The sequence below is a fragment of the Halopenitus salinus genome, assembly GCF_055397165.1.
Genome location: NZ_AP043853.1, coordinates 2326317 through 2343182, shown reverse-complemented (window position 1 = coordinate 2343182; position 16866 = coordinate 2326317). Strand labels below are relative to the sequence as shown.

The 16866-nt window shown below is 67.4% G+C and carries 16 protein-coding genes and 1 tRNA gene; 7 read left to right on the top strand and 10 right to left on the bottom strand.

Annotated features, from left to right (window positions below; all coding sequences use genetic code 11):
* Positions 1-38: 38 nt before the first annotated feature.
* From panB to ACZ5YD_RS13510, 3 genes are read right to left on the bottom strand one after another with little or no spacing between them, the layout of a single operon-like run.
* Positions 39-860: a 3-methyl-2-oxobutanoate hydroxymethyltransferase gene (gene panB / locus ACZ5YD_RS13520; protein ID WP_379741245.1), complete on the bottom strand. Its 822-nt coding sequence runs from the start codon at positions 858-860 to the stop codon at positions 39-41.
* Between the two features lie 54 nt (positions 861-914).
* The gene (locus tag ACZ5YD_RS13515) at positions 915-1226 is read right to left on the bottom strand and encodes a DUF7521 family protein (protein WP_379741248.1); all 312 of its coding nucleotides are present in this window, start codon (positions 1224-1226) and stop codon (positions 915-917) included.
* A 58-nt stretch (positions 1227-1284) separates the two neighbouring features.
* Positions 1285-1626, bottom strand: coding sequence for a winged helix-turn-helix domain-containing protein (locus ACZ5YD_RS13510; protein ID WP_379741251.1), 342 nt, complete (start codon positions 1624-1626; stop codon positions 1285-1287).
* 408 nt (positions 1627-2034) lie between these two features.
* Between ACZ5YD_RS13510 and ACZ5YD_RS13505 the strand changes: the two genes are divergently transcribed.
* The 3 genes from ACZ5YD_RS13505 (at position 2035) to ACZ5YD_RS13495 (ending at position 4953) form a co-directional block, all read left to right on the top strand.
* Positions 2035-2580: a hypothetical protein gene (locus tag ACZ5YD_RS13505; protein ID WP_379741253.1), complete on the top strand. Its 546-nt coding sequence runs from the start codon at positions 2035-2037 to the stop codon at positions 2578-2580.
* A 45-nt stretch (positions 2581-2625) separates the two neighbouring features.
* Positions 2626-2889, top strand: coding sequence for a DUF5822 domain-containing protein (locus ACZ5YD_RS13500; RefSeq protein WP_379741256.1), 264 nt, complete (start codon positions 2626-2628; stop codon positions 2887-2889).
* 192 nt (positions 2890-3081) lie between these two features.
* A complete protein-coding gene (locus tag ACZ5YD_RS13495; protein ID WP_379741259.1) occupies positions 3082-4953 on the top strand; it encodes an acetyl-CoA carboxylase biotin carboxylase subunit in 1872 nt (623 codons plus the stop codon).
* 43 nt (positions 4954-4996) lie between these two features.
* On the opposite strand, the gene ACZ5YD_RS13490 is transcribed toward ACZ5YD_RS13495, so the two are convergent.
* The 3 genes from ACZ5YD_RS13490 to ACZ5YD_RS13480 all read right to left on the bottom strand — a co-directional run bounded on the left by ACZ5YD_RS13490 (position 4997) and on the right by ACZ5YD_RS13480 (position 6186).
* Entirely contained in the window at positions 4997-5377 is a 381-nt protein-coding gene (locus ACZ5YD_RS13490; RefSeq protein WP_379741262.1) for a DUF5820 family protein, read from the bottom strand.
* A 104-nt stretch (positions 5378-5481) separates the two neighbouring features.
* Positions 5482-5922 (bottom strand): disulfide bond formation protein B, encoded by a 441-nt coding sequence (locus ACZ5YD_RS13485; protein WP_379741265.1) that lies wholly within the window; start codon positions 5920-5922, stop codon positions 5482-5484.
* Between the two features lie 189 nt (positions 5923-6111).
* Positions 6112-6186: transfer RNA gene (locus tag ACZ5YD_RS13480), tRNA-Glu, on the bottom strand.
* 153 nt (positions 6187-6339) lie between these two features.
* Here ACZ5YD_RS13480 and ACZ5YD_RS13475 point away from each other — a divergent pair.
* Complete coding sequence (locus ACZ5YD_RS13475; protein ID WP_379741268.1) at positions 6340-6945, top strand: DNA-3-methyladenine glycosylase family protein; 606 nt, start codon at positions 6340-6342, stop codon at positions 6943-6945.
* 61 nt (positions 6946-7006) lie between these two features.
* On the opposite strand, the gene moaA is transcribed toward ACZ5YD_RS13475, so the two are convergent.
* From moaA to ACZ5YD_RS13460, 3 genes are all read right to left on the bottom strand, one after another.
* Complete coding sequence (moaA, locus tag ACZ5YD_RS13470; RefSeq protein WP_379741271.1) at positions 7007-8041, bottom strand: GTP 3',8-cyclase MoaA; 1035 nt, start codon at positions 8039-8041, stop codon at positions 7007-7009.
* 275 nt (positions 8042-8316) lie between these two features.
* A complete protein-coding gene (locus tag ACZ5YD_RS13465) occupies positions 8317-8529 on the bottom strand; it encodes a hypothetical protein (protein WP_379741274.1) in 213 nt (70 codons plus the stop codon).
* Between the two features lie 86 nt (positions 8530-8615).
* Positions 8616-9065 carry a UPF0179 family protein gene (locus tag ACZ5YD_RS13460; RefSeq protein ID WP_379741353.1) on the bottom strand — a complete coding sequence of 150 codons (450 nt, stop codon included), beginning with the start codon at positions 9063-9065 and terminating at the stop codon, positions 8616-8618.
* 176 nt (positions 9066-9241) lie between these two features.
* Here ACZ5YD_RS13460 and tmcA point away from each other — a divergent pair, with 176 nt between their 5' ends.
* Entirely contained in the window at positions 9242-11767 is a 2526-nt protein-coding gene (tmcA, locus tag ACZ5YD_RS13455) for a tRNA(Met) cytidine acetyltransferase TmcA (protein ID WP_379741277.1), read from the top strand.
* A gap of 99 nt (positions 11768-11866) precedes the next feature.
* Positions 11867-12814 carry a D-2-hydroxyacid dehydrogenase gene (locus ACZ5YD_RS13450; RefSeq protein ID WP_379741280.1) on the top strand — a complete coding sequence of 316 codons (948 nt, stop codon included), beginning with the start codon at positions 11867-11869 and terminating at the stop codon, positions 12812-12814.
* Positions 12815-12850: 36 nt separating this feature from the next.
* Here the strand turns inward: ACZ5YD_RS13450 and ACZ5YD_RS13445 are convergent, their stop codons facing one another.
* On the bottom strand, positions 12851-13576 hold the full coding sequence (locus tag ACZ5YD_RS13445; RefSeq protein WP_379741283.1) for a fumarylacetoacetate hydrolase family protein: 726 nt from the start codon (positions 13574-13576) through the stop codon (positions 12851-12853).
* Between the two features lie 153 nt (positions 13577-13729).
* On the opposite strand from ACZ5YD_RS13445, the gene ACZ5YD_RS13440 reads away from it, so the two are divergent.
* Entirely contained in the window at positions 13730-16819 is a 3090-nt protein-coding gene (locus tag ACZ5YD_RS13440) for an FAD-binding and (Fe-S)-binding domain-containing protein (RefSeq protein WP_379741287.1), read from the top strand.
* Positions 16820-16866 lie beyond the last annotated feature (47 nt).

Sequence of the window (16866 nt, the reverse complement as noted above, 5' to 3'; positions counted from 1 at the left end):
CAGGGCGAGCCGATCGGAGTGTCACCAGTCAGCCGGGATCACTCGCGATCGTCGAAGCCCTCCAGGTCCTCCTCGATCGAGGCGTGTTCGGGACCGGGGAACTCCCCGTTCTCGACGGCCTCCCGGTAGGATTCGGCCGCCCGTCGCATCTCGCCGCGAACGTCGCCGAACCGCTCGGCGAACGGCGGCGACCAGTCGGAGAGGCCGAATACGTCCGTGCTGACGAGCACCTGTCCGTCACAGTCCGGGCCGGCGCCGATCCCGATCGTGGGGATCTCGAGCCGGTCCGTGATCGCCGCGGCGAGGTTGGCGGGGACGTGTTCGATCACGACGGCGAAGGCGCCGGCGTCCTCGTGGGCCGCCGCGATCTCGAGCGTCTCCGCGGCGGCGTCCCGTTCGGTCCCCTGGCGGTGGTACCCGCCGATCTCGTTGACGTGTTGGGGCGTCAATCCGATGTGGGCCATCACGGGGATTCCCACGTCCGAGAGTGCCTCGGTCAAGGCGACGGTGTGGGGGCCGCTTTCGATCTTGACGGCGTCGGCGCCCTCCTCCTTGAGGAGCCGTCCGGCGTTGTGGATCGACTCCGACTGCTCGACGCCGAAGGAGAGAAACGGGAGATCGGCGACCACGAGCGCGTCCTCGGTGGCGCGGACGACGGATCCCGTCCTGCTCGCGACGTCCTCCATCGTCACCGGGACCGTCGAGTCGTAGCCCATCACCGCGTTCCCCATGCTGTCTCCGACCAGGATCACGTCGATGCCGACCTCGTCGACGATCGCCGCCGTCGGCGCGTCGTAGGCGGTCAACATCGTGATCGGCTCCTCCCCGGCCTTTCTCCGGAGATCGCGTGTGGTCGTCATACACGAGGATTCCGCGGTCGACGTTTTAAGTCTTGCAGCCTCGATCGACGCGGATCAAAGCGAGTAGATCGAGTAGAAAAACAGGCCGAACCCGGCGAGGATGAGGACGCTTTCCGCGCTGTTGATCGCGAGGAGTTCGGCGCCGACGAGTTCGTACGCGCCGTGGACCTGAAGGTCGTACAGGGCGTAAATCCCCTCCAGCAGCACTCCAGCGGTGAAAAGCAGGAACGCGTACGTGGCGAACCTGAACGACGCGTTCTCGTTGCGCCGCGACGTCCGGTAGCTGATGACGGTCAACCCTCCGCCGGCGAGTAGGAGTAACCCCTTAAGCGCGATGAACGACCAGAACACGATCGGCGCGACCATGGAACTCACCTCCGGAAAGGTATTCGCGCGGTCGGTATGTATCTTTTCGCCGCTCCGGTCACTGCAGCTCCCTCCAGAACTCCTCGAACTTGTCGCTCATGTCCCGCTTGTAGGTCACGTCCACCTCGATGTGGCCATCCTCGAGTTCGAACGTCACGCTCTGTAGATTGCTCTCGTAGACGTTCCGTCTGTTTTTCTCCTCGTCGAATCGGATGCTCGGCGTGACGAGATCGAGGTCCTGTAGCACGGTGAGGCGTCGATAGACCGTCGGAAGGGAACTGTTGCAGCGATCGGCGATGGCCTTGGCCGTCATCGGCTCGGAGTGGACGAGAGCCAGTATCTCACGGGTGTAGTCGTCGCCGAAGACGTCGAAAATGGAGTGAGAGTCGTCGGGTCTCACATGTTGTGAGTTCGATCACGGGTTGCCCGGATTTAACTGTTTTCGGAACGCCTCGCGCTCCGAGGACGCCATGGGTGAATCCATACCGGGTTCGGATCCCGATTTTCCGCCTCGGAAAACGGTTGTGGGACTTTTGGAGGTGAGGAGGGATACGTGGATCCATGGTGTCTCGAAGGTGGCTCGGCGACGAACGGGGGATCGCCTCGGGAGGCGATCGCGGGAGACATGAAACGGGAGCCGGCGGTCGATGACCTCGAAACGATCCGTCTCGACGGTCGAATCGAACCCTCACGGTACCGGGGAACCGGCGCTGCGGATCTCCGGAGGCCCGGTGGCGATCGTGTGTGCGCTCGAGCGTGAGCCCATCGCCGACGGACGTTCCGACAGGGGACGCCCGCCACGATCGCCATGACGAGCGGCCCCCGAACGAAACGGCTGCTGACCGAGACCCTGTGGGAGCACCTCGTAAGCGATCGTGAAGTCAACGGCGATCGGGACCGAAAGTACCGCCAACGGATCAGGGACCGTATCACGGACGCGTTCCGGGAGTTCGGACACCTCTATCCGTACTGGTCATCCACGGAGGTCCGCAAGGCGCTTGAGGATCCGGACGTCGAACTCCGCGACGGGATGCGTGGCGTCGTCGCCATCCTGTATCTCGCCTTGGGTCAACGCGAGTTCGAGGAGCTCGTGGGCACGTCGGTCAACATGGTCGAACAGGAGCTGGATCGGACGGCGGTGGACTACGTCGAGTGCAACCTGGAGTTCCACCGGCCGACCGCGATCATGGATCGCGACAGACTCCGACGGAAGCTGTCGGAGAACCCGAGCGCGCTCACCACCCAGGAGGTCGGCATCCTGATGCAGTACGTCGACCTCTCGGAGGACGAGATCGAGCGTCTCCGTTCATCCGCGGGAGATCCGATCGAAGCCGGACAGCTGAGCTCGGACTGAGGAGAACCCCGCGGATTGATACGGTCCGGGATCCAAGTCGCTCGCGTGCAACCCGTCGAACGAACCGAGGTCGAGGGCGTCGACTACGGGTGGGTGATGCAGACCACGTTCGTCGCCACGATCCTCGTCGGCGCCCCGATCGTGGCGTTGTTGTCGACGCAGGTCGCCCTGGAGACGTGGGGCGAACGCGTGCTCTTTGCCGTTCGCGTCGGCGCGCCCGTCTGGTTTCTGACCGCGGTCGTGGTCTACGTATACGCAAAGCGCACCGACGCCGGCGACGTCGTCGACCCGGACTCCGAGACCGAGTGAGGATCTCGGTCGAGCGGGACACAGCTCGGATCGAGAGCGGGACACAGCTCGGATCGAGAGCGGGACACAGCTCGGATCGAGAGCGGGACACAGCTCGGATCGAGAGCGGGAGCGAGTTCGACGATCGACGACCCGCGATACCACGAAGAACCGATAGAGTCAGGTACCCGCTTGCGGAAACCACCCACAGGAATGTTCGATACGGTCCTTGTGGCAAACCGCGGCGAGATCGCGGTCCGCGTGATGCGCGCGTGCGAGGAGTTGGGGATCGAGACGGTCGCGGTGTACAGCGACGCCGACAAGCACGCCGGCCACGTGCGGTACGCCGACTCGGCGTACAACGTCGGTCCCGCCCGCGCGGCCGACTCCTACCTCGACCAGGAGGCGATCGTCGACGCGGCACGACGGGCCGACGCCGACGCGATCCACCCGGGATACGGCTTTTTGGCCGAGAACGCGAGCTTCGCCGACCGGGTCGAACGCGAGGAGGGGATCACGTGGATCGGCCCGGCCAGCGAGGCCATGGAGCGTCTCGGCGAGAAGACGAAGGCCCGCCAGTCGATGCGGGAGGCGGACGTTCCCATCGTTCCGGGGACGACCGAGCCGGTCGAGGACGTCGAGGCGATCCACGAGTTCGGCGAGGAACACGGCTATCCGATCGCCATCAAGGCCGAGGGCGGCGGCGGCGGCCGCGGAATGAAGGTGCTTCAGGGGCCCGATGAGGCCGCCTCGAAGCTGGAGTCGGCGAAACGTGAGGGCGAGGCCTACTTCTCGAACGACTCCGTCTACCTGGAGCGGTACCTGGAGACGCCGCGCCACGTCGAAGTCCAGATCGTCGCGGACCGCCACGGGAACGTGGTCCACCTCGGCGAACGGGACTGCTCGCTCCAGCGGCGCCACCAGAAGGTGATCGAGGAGGGTCCCTCCCCGGCGCTCTCAACGGAGCTTCGCGAGCGGATCGGGGAGGCGGCACGCCGCGGCGTCGCGGCGACGGGCTACTACAACGCCGGGACCGTCGAGTTCCTCGTCGAGGAGGATCCCGACCGCGATCGCGACGAACCGCTCGGCCCGGAGACGAACTTCTACTTCCTCGAGGTCAACACCCGAATCCAGGTCGAACACACCGTGACCGAGGAGCTCACGGGACTCGACATCGTCAAGGAACAGCTGCGGGTCGGAGCCGGCGAGGAGCTGTCCGTCTCCCAGGAGGACGTCGACCTCGACGGCCACGCGATCGAGTTCCGGATCAACGCGGAGAACGCCGCCGAGGACTTCCAGCCCGCGAGCGACGGAACCCTCGAGACCTACGACCCGCCCGGCGGGATCGGCGTCCGGCTCGACGACGCGCTCCGTGAAGGCGACGAGCTGGTGACGGACTACGACTCGATGATCGCGAAGCTGATCGTCTGGGGGGGCGACCGCGAGGAGTGTCTCGCTCGCTCCAGGCGCGCGCTCGCCGAGTACGACATCGAGGGCGTGACCACCATCGTCCCGTTCCACCGGCTGATGCTCGAGGACGACCGGTTCCTCGAGGGTACCCACACGACCAAGTACCTCGACGAGGAGCTCGATCCCGACCGGATCGCGGACGCGCAGCGCCGATGGGGACCGGACGCGGACGACTCGGCCCCGACGGCGGAGGGGGACGACGACTCCGACGAGGAGGCCGGAGAGCGCGAGTTCACCGTGGAGGTGAACGGCAAGCGCTTCGACGTCTCGTTGGAGGAACACGGCGCACCTGCCATCCAGGTCCCGGAGACCGCCGGCTCAACCGATCGGTCCTCGCGTCCGTCCGCGCCGTCCGATTCCGACGAGGAGTCGGGCGACGACGGCGTCGAGGTGGCCGAGGGCGGCGAGTCCATCGACGCGGAGATGCAGGGGACGATCCTCTCCGTCGAGGTGTCCGAGGGCGACGAGGTCGGCGCCGGCGACGTCGTCTGCGTGCTGGAGGCGATGAAGATGGAAAACGACGTGGTCGCCGAACGCGGCGGCACCGTCGCCGGAGTCCACGTCGCCGAGGGCGACAGCGTGGACATGGGTGACGTACTGATCGTCCTGGAGTGACGAACGAAGGGTCACGGAGCCGACTCGTCGTTTCGATCCCGAATCACTCGCCGACGAGTCGGTCGAGTTCCTCGAAATAGCGCTCTCGTGGCCGTTGGTATGGGTCCCGATAGTCGATCGCGCCGTCCGAAAACCGGCGTGCGACGTCCGCCGCCGACTCGAGCGCCGTCTCGCGTTCCCCGTACGTCTCGGCGAGCGCCTCGATCTCGGGTTCGAGGAACAACACGACGTGCCACTCCCCGGTGCGGTACTGGCCGGCGCCGGGGCGACGGCGACGGGACCCGTTGGTCACGTAGATCGTCGGCAGACACTCCGCGGGAAGGGCGTCGCCGGAGAACACGTCGGGACGGAAAACGAGGATGACCCGACCCTCGGGCTCCTCGTTCCAGACGCGCCAGCCGTCCGGCAGTTCGGGGAGACTCATACCCTCCGTTGGACGCGATCGCTTGAAAGGGGCGCGCTCTCGATCCGTCGGTCACGCCGCCCGGAATCACGTCGACCCAGGACCACGTCAACCCGGAATCGCGTTCACCGCCGCTCAGAGGAGCAGAGGGTGAGCGGATCGGCGATCCCGCGGTCGCAAAGCGCCAGAAGGCCGACGCCGAGGGTGACGAGGAGAAACGCCAGAAGCGACAGCCGCGGGATCGTGAACACGCCGAGCCCGTGCCAGAGGATCGCCCCGCACGACCCGTCGATCCCACAGGAGAGCCCGGAGGAGCGCTGGAGGACAACGTGATAGGCGGCGACGACGGTCCCGAGCGTCGACATCGGGAGTGCGGTCCGCCAGACGCCGACTCGTCCCTCGAGCGTGGCGACGCCGAGGACCACGACGAGCGGGTACATCAGGATTCGCTGGTACCAACACAGCACGCACGGGACGAGTCCCAAGGCCTCGCTGAAGTACAGGCTTCCGGCGGTCGCGATCGCCGCCGTGAGCGTGCAGGCGGCGAGGAGGGTTCGGTGGCGCACGGTCGATACCCGAGGGACGGACGCGAGGACGAAAAAGAACACGTTCGATCGGTTCCTCGGTCGAACCCGTGAACGGTTCCTCGATCGTATCGTCGATAGGCGTTCGATACCTGCAGCGATTCGGGACAGGACGGAACCGGATGGACCGGATGGTCGCCGTCGCTCGCGTCCCGTGGTCGAGTCGAGAAATGCTCGGTCGGGGATTTGAACCCCGGTCATCGGCTCGAAAGGCCGAAATGATTGGCCGGACTACACCAACCGAGCGCCCTGGTGGGCATTCGTAGGGAGTGTGGGGACCCTAATAAATCCCTTCAATCGTCGCCGCCGTGGGTGGTCGACCCGAGGGGAAAGCCGCGGCCGACGCGGCGGGCCACGCGCGGCGAAACCGGTTTCGTTCTCGAGTTCCGATCGGAGAACGTGTCGACGGAAACGCTTCCCCCGGACGTCGAGTCGGTCCTCCGCGAGGACCCGGTTCTCGCGGAACTCGTCGATCGCCACGGCGCGCTCGCGGTGACGCCGGCCGAGAACCCGTTTCGACGGCTGTGTACCTCGATCATCAACCAGCAGCTCTCGACCGCCTCGGCCGAGGCGATCCGTGAGCGGACGTTCGCGCTCCTCGACGGCGAGGTGACGCCGCGTTCGGTACTGGCCGCGGACGAACCTCGCCTGCGGGAGGCGGGCCTCAGCGACTCGAAGGTCCAGTACCTCCAGAACGCGGCCGAAGCGTTCCACGAACGTGATCTCACGGCGTCGGGTCTCTCGGACGCGAGCGACGAGGAGGCGATCGCGGCGCTCACGCGCATCCGCGGGATCGGCGAGTGGACCGCCCGGATGTACCTCATCTTCGTGCTCGGCCGCGAGGACGTCCTGCCGCTTTCGGATCTCGCCGTCCGACGTGGGATCGAGGAACTGTACGCGGATGGCGGGGCGATGAGCCGCGAGGAGATGCGCGAGATCGCAGCGGCCTGGCGACCGTATCGCAGCTACGGAACGCGATACGTCTGGGCCGCATACGAGGGATGAATCGGCGGAACGAAGGATCAACCGGCCGGACGAGAGGTGATCCGTCCGGACGACCGACGGGTCAGTCCGCGACCGACGGGGTCGCCAGGTACTCGTCGTTGATCTCGTAGTCGCCCTCCTCCGTCTCGATCAGGTACTCGCCGTAGTAGGGGACCCGGTTCGCCACCACCGTCTCGAAGGTCTCCGCGATCTCCTCGCGGGACATCTCGCCCATCGAGCGAAGGTCGTCGTTCCGGTTCAGACAGCCCTTGAGGTACCCCTCGTGGGTGACGCGCACCCGCCCGCAGTTCGCACAGAACTCCTCGTTCTCGACGGGATCGACGATCTCGACCATGCCGCCGGGACCCTCAGTATCGGCCGCGTCGCCGTCGTCGTCGCCGACTATACCCTCGCCGACGAAGTACCGCTTCCGGTCGTGCATCTCGCGGTGTTCGACCCGGTCCGCGACGTCGGCGAGCCAGTCGTGGACGCGCTCGATGTCGATGTTCCACTCCGGTCGCCCGGTCAATTCGGGCATGTACTCGATGAGCTGTAGCTGGAGACCGTCGTTTCGCGCGACGTGTTCGACCATACCCTCGACGTAACCGGCGGTGTGCTCGAAGACGACCATGTTGAGCTTGACCGGAGCGAGGCCGGCGTCGAGGGCGGCCTCGACGCCCTCGATCACCCGGTCGTAGGCGCCCGATTTCGTGATCTCCGCGAACGCCTCCGGCTCGAGGGCGTCCTGTGAGACGTTCACGCGATCGAGGCCCGCCTCCGCGAGGGCCTCGGCGCGTCCGGGGAGGAAGGTCCCGTTCGTCGTCATCGAGACCTCCATCGAGTCGGGGGTTCGAGCGATGATCTCCTCGAGGTCCTCCCGGAGCATCGGCTCGCCGCCGGTGAACTTCACCTTTCGAACGCCGTAGCCCTCGACGACCTCGAGAAACCGGACGATCTGGTCCGCGGTCATCTCGTTCTCGCTCGGCTCCATCGGCCCGCGCGTGTCGCCGAGCCCCTCGTTGTGACAGTAGACGCAGTCGAAGTTACAGCGATCGGTCAACGAGACCCGGACGCCGGTGACCTCCCGACCGAAATCGTCCGAGAGCGGTTCGTTCATGTTCGCATGAAGTCCCCATGCGCGCTTAAACACCGGGGTCGGATCCCCGTCCGCGTAACCTTCCAAAGTTACGATCAGGGGGGACCGATCCGACGGTTTATCACAGATTACGACCCAGCCGCCCCGTGCGATAACGACCCGCCGCGCGGCGAGCAGCGATCGTCCGGCGTCCTCCCCGCGCGACCGTCAAGCGATGCCGGCTGTTCGCCATCATCGGTTCGGAAAGCGATCGCTCACCCGCCCTTCAGATCGCACTCCGTGATCCGGATCGGAGTTCACTCGCCGATCCGAACGAGGCCCGAAACGTCGAGGAGACCACGAAGGGTCAGGTAGACGGCGAGGATTCCGCCGAGGACAAGCGAGGGGACCGACACAAGGATCGCCGTCTCGTAGCCGGCGACGAGACGGGCCAGACCGCGGGAGACGAACGAGAGAAGCAGCAGCCCGAACGCGAGCACGGCCAGCCGAACGAACCGCGATCGGTTCATCGATTCATCGATCCGTTATCCGCTCCGATCGTCGACCGGAGGTCGTCCCATCGATCGGTGCCGTCGGAATCGCCGCCATCGGCCGATCACTGCTCCTCGGGAGCAAACTCGACGAGGGTGAGGTCGCGATCGAGGGGACAGTGGTCGTGTGGGGGCTCGCCGAGAACCTGCTGGATCGTCCGTTCCTCCTCGAAGTCGACGCCGTCGGGCACGCAGTACTGGTGGCTCGGACACTCCGTGTGCGGGCAGTCGCCGGCGAGAGCGGTCGTGCTTCCGGCGTAGGCCCGCCTGGAGGGGACGTTCGCGGGCACGGAGGCGGGTTCGACCTCGACGGCGCGAACGCCGCCGTCGTGGACCGCACACTCGAGCGTCTGCGCGTTCTCGCGGACGTCCGTGATCCGGTAGCGCGTTCCCTCCGTGAGATTGAGACACTGCCCGCGATAGGGACAGCCCTCGCAGGCGTCCGATTCCCCCCCGTAGACGAACTCGCGGCCGACGTCCGCGAGTCGGGTTCCGACGAGCGTGACGGTCGACATGCTCCGATCGAGGTCCCCCGGCGCGTTAAGCCTCTCGGCTGGCGACGGCCGCTTTCCGAACGCGATCGCCAGGTCCGAGGCGACGGAGACCGATCGGTCTCGTGATCCGATGGGGTCGGGACGGGCGACGTCCTCCCCCGAAAGCGACATACGCTCGCTCGACCAATTCGAAACGAATGACTGCGGACCGAGCGGTCCAAGGGGATCCCGCGTTCTTCGATCTCGTCTCGCGTCTCCGCGCGGAGGCGATCCGGACCGACGAACGACGGGGAGTGGTACTCGCCGGGGATCGAGACGCCGGCATCGACGCCGCGTTCACGGCCGTGGACGCGGCGAACGTGGACGGCGCCGACGTTACCATCGTCTCGACGCGGGAGGGGTTTCGCTTCGATCGCGTCTCGCCGAGGAGGTCCAGGGAGCTTCTGGGTACGACGCGTGAGGTCGTGATCCTCGACTGTCACGGCCGGTTCCGGCCGAACACGCTCGGACAGGTGCTCGGCGCCGTCGACGGTGGCGGGCTCCTCGTACTCCTCACCCCGGATCTCGACGATTGGCCCGGGATTCACGACGGGTTCGACGAGGGGCTCGCGGTGCCGCCGTACACGATCGACGACGTGACCGGCCGGTTTCGTCGCCGACTCATCGGAGCGCTTCGCGAACACGAGGGGATCGCGATCGCGAGCGTTCGCGAGGGGGAGGAGACGAACGGCCCCCCCGAGGTGCGGGTCAGGGTTCGGGGACTCACTGAGTCGACGGAGCGTCGGGGAGGATCCGCCCAAACGTCGATGCGATCGTCGGCGAACGACGCGTTTCCGGACCTCGTCTACGACTCGTGTCTCACGCGTGACCAGGTTCGAGCGGTTCGTGCGCTCGAGTCGCTTCGCGGACCGACGGCGAACGCGGCGGTCGTCCTCGAGTCGGACCGGGGTCGCGGAAAGTCGAGTGCGGCCGGCCTCGCGGCCGCAGCCCTGGCCGCGGCGGGCGAGCGGGTACTCGTCACGGCCCCCGAGACGTCGAACGTCTCGAGCCTGTTCGATCGAGTCCGTGAGGCCCTGACCGGTCTCGAAGCGGTCGAAACCGTCGACGAGGACGGGCGACGGTTCGAAACCGACGCGGGCGGGGCCGTCGAGTACGTGTCGCCCGAGACCGCCGCCGCGAGCGTGGACGGACGGGGGACGACACGGCACACGGAAGGGGTACAACACACGGAACGGATGCGTGATGAAACGGACCGTTCCCGTTCGGACGCCCTCATCGTCGACGAGGCCGCCGCGCTTCCGGTCGCGACCCTGGAGCGGCTGCTGTCGGCGGACGCGATCGCGTTCGCCACCACGATCCACGGCTACGAGGGCGCCGGGCGGGGATTCTCGGTTCGGTTCAGGGACCGACTCCGGGAGGCGGAACGCGAGGAGGACCGAACGGTCCGCGACGTCCGCCTCGAGGAGCCGATCCGGTACGCCCGCGGCGATCCGATCGAGCGGTTCGGCTTCCACGCGCTGCTTCTCGACGCGGCTCCGGCACCCGAGCCCGCGATCGATGATCTGCGGATCGAGGACGAAGGGAGGTCGGAGCAGGAACTCTCGACCGGAGTCGCTGTGGGCGAGCCCCTCGACGGTTCCCCGATCGAGTACCGATCGCTCGAGCCGGAAGCACTGCTCGCCGACGAGCAGCTGCTGTCCGAGGCATTTGGGCTGCTCGTGTTCGCCCACTACCGGACGGAACCGAACGACCTGGCTCGGCTGCTCGACGCGCCGAACCTGTCCGTGCGCGCGCTGATGGCGCGTGGACACGTGCTCGCGGTCGCGTTGCTGGCTCGCGAAGGGGGACTCGATCCGGAGCGTCGAGCCTCGATGTACGAGGGATCGCGGGTTCGGGGGAACATGATCCCGGACGTGCTCACGAGCCAACTCCGAGACGAGGAGGCCGGACGCCCGGTCGGACTGCGAACGATGCGGATCGCGACCCATCCGGCGCTTCGAGGCCGGGGGCTCGGAAGCCGCCTCCTCGATCGGATCCACGCCGAGTTCGCCGCCACGGGAGACCAACGCGGGGTCGACGGCGAAACGGGGGGCGCCTTGGAGGACGAGGGTGCGGTCGACTACTTCGGTGTCAGTTACGGGGCAACGCCGCGGCTCGTTCGGTTCTGGCGCCGGGCGGGCTATTCCACCGTCCACGTCTCGGCGACGCGGAACGCGGCCTCCGGGGAGCACTCGGCGGTCATGCTCCGTCCCGCGAGCCAGGCCGGGGAGGGGCTGCTCGCGCGGCACGCGGACGCGCTCGCGGACCGTGCCCGTGATGGCCTCTCGGACGCGCTTCGGGCGGTCGATCCGGACGTGATACGGGCGTGTCTCGGCGCGTGTCCGGCGTCGCGATCCGACGAACTCGACCTCTCCGACCGGGAGTGGCGCGCCGCCGCGGCCGCGGCCGTCGGCCCCGGAACCTACGACGCCGTCCCCGGCGCGATCCGAGATCTGGCCGTCGCGTACCTCCTCCGTGGGACGGACGGAGAACTCTCCGCACGCGAGGAGCAAGTGCTCGTCGCGAAGGCGTTGCAGGGTCATCCGGCGGAGCGAGTCGCAGAGGACCTCGGTTTCGAGTCCGAACGCGCGTGTATGCGAACGCTCGGCTCGGCGATCGACGGGCTGCTCGACGTCTACGGCGGCGACGTCGCCGACGCGGAACGCGCGCGGTTCGAGGGGTAGCGTTCGCCTCCAGTCGAGGGCCGGAAGTCGGTCTTCGACGACGAGGACGGACATGCCGCGAGCCGGGGGCTTATCCGATCGCTCGACGAACGCCCGCGCATGTCAGATCCGGACGTGCTGGTCCAACGACAGAAGATCCACGGAATGGACGGGACGACCTACGCCGCGGCGCTTCGCGAGCGGCGTCCGGACCTGACGGTCGTCCACCCCGACACGCCGGAGGAGGAACGCGAGCACCTGCGGACGGTCCGGGCGTCGACCGGATTCGCGCTCTCGCCCGAACAGCTCGAGATCGCAAAGAACCTGGAGCTCTTCGCCGGCGTCTACGCGGGGACCGGCCACCTCGATCTCGACGCCTTCGAGCGCCACGGCGTCGCCGTCACGAACGGCGCCGGGGTCCACGTTCCGAACATCTCCGAGTACGTGATCGGGATGTTGATCGCCCACGCGAGGCGGTTCCCGCGGTCGATTCGCAACCAGGAACGCGAGAGCTGGCACACCCACCCGGTCTCGGAGGTGTCCGGTTCACGCGTCGCGGTCGTCGGACTGGGCGCGATCGGCAGGGGGATCGTGGAACGGCTCGACGCCTTCGACGTCGAGACCGTCGGCGTCCGATACTCGCCAGAGAAGGGAGGCCCCACGGAGGAGGTCTACGGGTTCGACGAGGTTCACGCGGCCGTCACCGACGCGGAGTACGTGGTGCTCGCGTGTCCGCTCACCGAGACGACGGCGAAGCTCGTCGACGCGGATCTCCTTCGAACGATGCGTTCCGACGCGGTCCTCGTCAACATCGCCCGCGGCGGCGTGGTCGACACCGACGCGCTCGTCTCGGCGTTGCGGACGAACGACATCAAGAGCGCGGCGCTCGACGTGACCGATCCCGAGCCGCTTCCGGCGGGCCATCCGCTGTGGCGCCTCGAGAACGCGACGGTGACGCCCCACAACGCCGGGAACACGCCGGAGTACTTCGAGCGATGTGCGGACATCCTCGCGGAAAACCTCGAACGACTCGACAGCGGTGAGACGCTTCGAAATCGGGTCGTGTGAACGGTGCGAACGGACAGCAGGCGGGGTGTCGACGCCCTATGGAAACGCGGCGTCCACGACGGTGTTCTCGAGCGTTCCCACGCCCTCGTAGGTGATCGACACCGTCTGTCCGGGCTCGACGAGGCCGGGGTTTGCGGGGCTCCCGAAGGCGATGCAGTCGCCGGGACGGAGCGTGAACCGCCGCGAGAGGTGTGAGACGATCTCGTGGGGATCGAACAGCATCAACTCGGTGGTCGCCTCCTGGCGGCGCTCGTCGTCGACGAACGTCTCCATCTCGACGTCGAAGGGGTCGACGTCGGTCTCGATCCACGGCCCGAGCGGGGCCGAGCCGTCGAATGCCTTTCGGGCCGTTCTGCCGACCTGATCGAGGGCGTCGACGTCGTTCATGATCGTGTAGCCGCGAACGACGTCCGGAACCTCGCCGGGTTCGAGATCCCGGCACCGTTCGTCTATCACGGCGACCAGCTCGCCGGCGTAGGTCAGCTCCTCGGTCCACTCGGGGTAGGGGATCGACTCGCCGTGAGCGCGGAGGCTCGTCGGCGGCTTGATGAAGAAGTCCGGCTCCTCGGGGCGCTCGTAGGACATCTGATCGAGCGTCTCGGCGTAGTTTCGGCCGACGCAGTAGAGCGCCGACGGTTCACAGGGAGCCAACAGCCGGCCGTCGGTCCCGACCTCGTAGACCCCGTCGTCGGCGACGACCGTCCCGTCCTCGTAGCGCCCCTCGATCGGTCCCTCCGGCGTGAGCAGCCGTGCGAGTCGCATACCGCGTGTGGGTTCGGTGTCGGTAAAAACGACCCGGAAAAACGACCCGGTGTGGACGCTCCGATGAAACCGATCCGGTGAAAACGACGAGGGGACCGGATCCTCCCGATCGTTGACGACAGTCTTTATGGGGCGGGGACCGAGTCGGGAGGTATGGCTGTCGACGAGCGGCCGGACCCCGATCCGGCGGCATCAGCGGCGACGCTCGGCCACGCCAGGCCGGACGTCGAGGAGTACGCGGCGCTCGCCGGGGATCTCCGCGAACGCGTCGCGGGCGAGGTCCAGTTCGACGAGTACGCCCAGGTACTGTATGCGACCGACGGAAGCGTCTACCAGGCGCGTCCCGCCGGCGTCGTCTTCCCGACGGACGTCTCGGACGTTCAGGCGGCCGTTCGGACCGCTTCCGACCACGGCGTTCCGGTGTTGCCCCGCGGGACGGGGTCCTCACTCGCCGGACAGGCGGTCGGGCCGGGGTGTGTCGTCCTGGACTTCACGCGGTACATGGACGACATCCGGGAGATCCGACCCGAGGACCGTCGAGCGGTTGTCGAGCCCGGCGTCGTCCAGGACCACCTCGACGACGCGCTCGCGGAACACGGGCTGAAGTTCGCGCCGGATCCGGCCTCCTCCGGCCGGGCGACGATCGGCGGGGGGATCGGGAACAACTCGACCGGCGCCCACTCCGTGCGCTACGGGATCACGGACGCCTACACCGAGGAGCTGCGGGTCGTGCTCGCGAACGGCGAGGCGATCCACACCCGGGAGGTCGTCCTCGACTCGCCGGAGTACGAGGCGATCGTCGACGGGGACGACGCCGAGGCGCGGATCTACGAGACGGTCCGCGGGATCATCGAGGAGAACGAGGCGGAGATCGAGGAACGGTACCCCGATCTCAAGCGGTCGGTCTCCGGATACAACCTGCAGAAGGCGATCTACGAGAACGGGGACGGCGAACGGGTCATCAACCTCTCGAAGCTGTTCGTCGGCGCCGAGGGGACCCTCGGGGTCGTCGTCGAGGCCGAGCTCTCGCTCGTGACGCTTCCGGGGGAGACCGCGCTCGTCCTCTACTGCTTTTCGGACCTGATCGACGCGCTGCGTGCGGTCCCGGAGGCGCTCGAGTTCGAGGTGAGCGCGGTCGAGCTGATGGACGACGAGGTGTTCCGGCTCGCGGCCGACTCCGAGGGCTACGCGGAATACGTCGAGGCGATCCCGGAGGGAACCGCCGCCGCGCTGCTTCTCGAGTTCGACTCGGAGCTCGTCGACGACTTCGAGGCCGCCATCGACGGGACGAACGCGCACTTTCGCGAGGCGGGACGCGCCTTCGCGGCGGTCGAGGCCTACTCCGAAAGCGCCCAGGCCGACCTCTGGAAGCTCCGGAAGGCGGCGATCCCCCTCCTGATGAGCCTGGAGGGCGACCCGAAGCCGTACCCGTTCATCGAGGACGCAACGGTGCCGCCGGAGGAGCTCGCCGAGTACGTCCAGGGCTTTCAGTCGATCCTGGAGTCCCACGACACCTCCGCGGCCTACTTTGCTCACGCCGGCTCGGGGACGCTCCACATCCGGCCGATCGTGAACCTGAAGGAACACGAGGGAGTGGAGACGCTCCACTCGATCACCGACGACGTCACGGACCTCGTGTTGGAACACCGAGGCGCCTTCTCCGGCGAACACGGCGACGGGATGGCCCGAACGGAGTTCACCCCGAAGATGTACGGCGAGACGCTCTGGCGGGCGTTCAAGGAGGTGAAGACGGCCTTCGATCCCGACTGGCAGATGCACCCGGGCAACGTCGTCTACCGCGACGGACCCGAGGACCCGGGGCCGAACTCCGATCGCGGCGTGGGCGCCGACAACCGCGAACACCTCCGGTACGGCCCGGAGTACCAGTCGATCGAGCCGGTGACGGAGATGGACTTCGACGACGAGGGCGGGTTTTCCCACCTCGTCGAGCTGTGTAACGGCTGTGGAACCTGTCGGGAGACCGACTCGGGGACGATGTGTCCGACCTTCCGCGCCTCCCGGGAGGAGGTCCAGTCGACCCGGGGGCGCGCCAACATGCTGCGGGCGGCGATAAGCGGGGAGCTGCCTGCCGAGGAGCTTCACTCAGATCGTTTCCAGGAGGAGGTGTTGGGCCTGTGTGTCGGCTGTAAGGGCTGTAAGAGCGACTGTCCGACCGGCGTCGATCTGGCGAAGCTGAAAGCCGAAGTGAAACACCGCCACCACGAATCGCACGGAGCGAGCCTCCGAGAGCGGCTGTTTCGGGACGTCGATCGCCTCTCACGGCTCGGAAGCCGGCTCGCGCCCCTCTCGAATCTGGCCTCGTCCATACCGGGCGCTCGAGCCGTCCTCGAACGGACGGTTGGGATCGCCGGCGATCGCGAGCTGCCGACGTTCCGCTCGGAGAGCCTGATCGACTGGTTCGAAGCCCGCGGCGGGTCCACAGTCGCCGAGAACGACGCCGAGGGGACCGTGATCCTCTTTCCGGACACCTACACCACCTACAACTATCCGGAACCCGGCAAGGCGGCGGTCGAGGTGCTCGAGGCGGCCGGCTACCGCGTGGAGATCCCCGACGATCTCGCCCCCTCGGGGCGGGCGGCCCACTCGACCGGCTTTCTGGACGTCGCCCGCGATCGGGCACGCGCGAACGTCGAGGCGCTCGCGCCGCGCGTCGAGGCGGGCGCGAGCGTCGTGTTCGTCGAGCCCTCCGACGCCGTCATGTTCCAGGACGAGTATCGCGACCTCCTCGAGGGCGAGGACGCGGAGCGGGTGTCGGCGAACGCCCACAGCGTCATGGAGTTCCTCGATCTGGCACGCGTCGACGAGAACCTCGCGTTCGAGGCGTCGAGCGAGGAGTTGGTCTACCACGGCCACTGCAACCAGAAGGCGACGAACAAGGACCATCACGCGGTCGGGGTCCTCCGGCGGGCCGGCTACGCGGTCGACCCGCTCGATTCGGGATGCTGCGGAATGGCCGGATCGTTCGGATACGAGGCCGAACACCACGACCTCTCGATGGCGATCGGTCGGATCCTGTTCGACCAGGTCGACGACGCCGGCGGCGACGTCGTCGTCGCGCCGGGCGGGTCCTGCCGGTCCCAACTCGGCGAGCGGTCCAACGGCGAGCAGTCCGGCGGCGAGCGGTCCGACGGAAAGCGATGCGGTGACGGGCGGTCCACGGGGGATCAACCGCCCCATCCGATCGAGAAGGTAGCGGATGCGCTCGCGGCCGCCCGAGAGTAGCGGCGAACCCGGCTCGTCTCGGGAGCGCAGTCAGCGGTACATCGGCC

Excerpts from the sequence above, each read along its gene's own strand:
- panB (WP_379741245.1), bottom strand. The coding sequence starts at position 860 with ATGACGACCACACGCGATCTCCGGAGAAAGGCCGGGGAGGAGCCGATC.
- ACZ5YD_RS13515 (WP_379741248.1), bottom strand. The coding sequence starts at position 1,226 with ATGGTCGCGCCGATCGTGTTCTGGTCGTTCATCGCGCTTAAGGGGTTA.
- ACZ5YD_RS13505 (WP_379741253.1), top strand. The coding sequence starts at position 2,035 with ATGACGAGCGGCCCCCGAACGAAACGGCTGCTGACCGAGACCCTGTGG.
- ACZ5YD_RS13495 (WP_379741259.1), top strand. The coding sequence starts at position 3,082 with ATGTTCGATACGGTCCTTGTGGCAAACCGCGGCGAGATCGCGGTCCGC.
- ACZ5YD_RS13490 (WP_379741262.1), bottom strand. The coding sequence starts at position 5,377 with ATGAGTCTCCCCGAACTGCCGGACGGCTGGCGCGTCTGGAACGAGGAG.
- moaA (WP_379741271.1), bottom strand. The coding sequence starts at position 8,041 with ATGAACGAACCGCTCTCGGACGATTTCGGTCGGGAGGTCACCGGCGTC.
- ACZ5YD_RS13465 (WP_379741274.1), bottom strand. The coding sequence starts at position 8,529 with ATGAACCGATCGCGGTTCGTTCGGCTGGCCGTGCTCGCGTTCGGGCTG.
- ACZ5YD_RS13460 (WP_379741353.1), bottom strand. The coding sequence starts at position 9,065 with ATGTCGACCGTCACGCTCGTCGGAACCCGACTCGCGGACGTCGGCCGC.
- tmcA (WP_379741277.1), top strand. The coding sequence starts at position 9,242 with ATGACTGCGGACCGAGCGGTCCAAGGGGATCCCGCGTTCTTCGATCTC.
- ACZ5YD_RS13450 (WP_379741280.1), top strand. The coding sequence starts at position 11,867 with ATGTCAGATCCGGACGTGCTGGTCCAACGACAGAAGATCCACGGAATG.
- ACZ5YD_RS13445 (WP_379741283.1), bottom strand. The coding sequence starts at position 13,576 with ATGCGACTCGCACGGCTGCTCACGCCGGAGGGACCGATCGAGGGGCGC.
- ACZ5YD_RS13440 (WP_379741287.1), top strand. The coding sequence starts at position 13,730 with ATGGCTGTCGACGAGCGGCCGGACCCCGATCCGGCGGCATCAGCGGCG.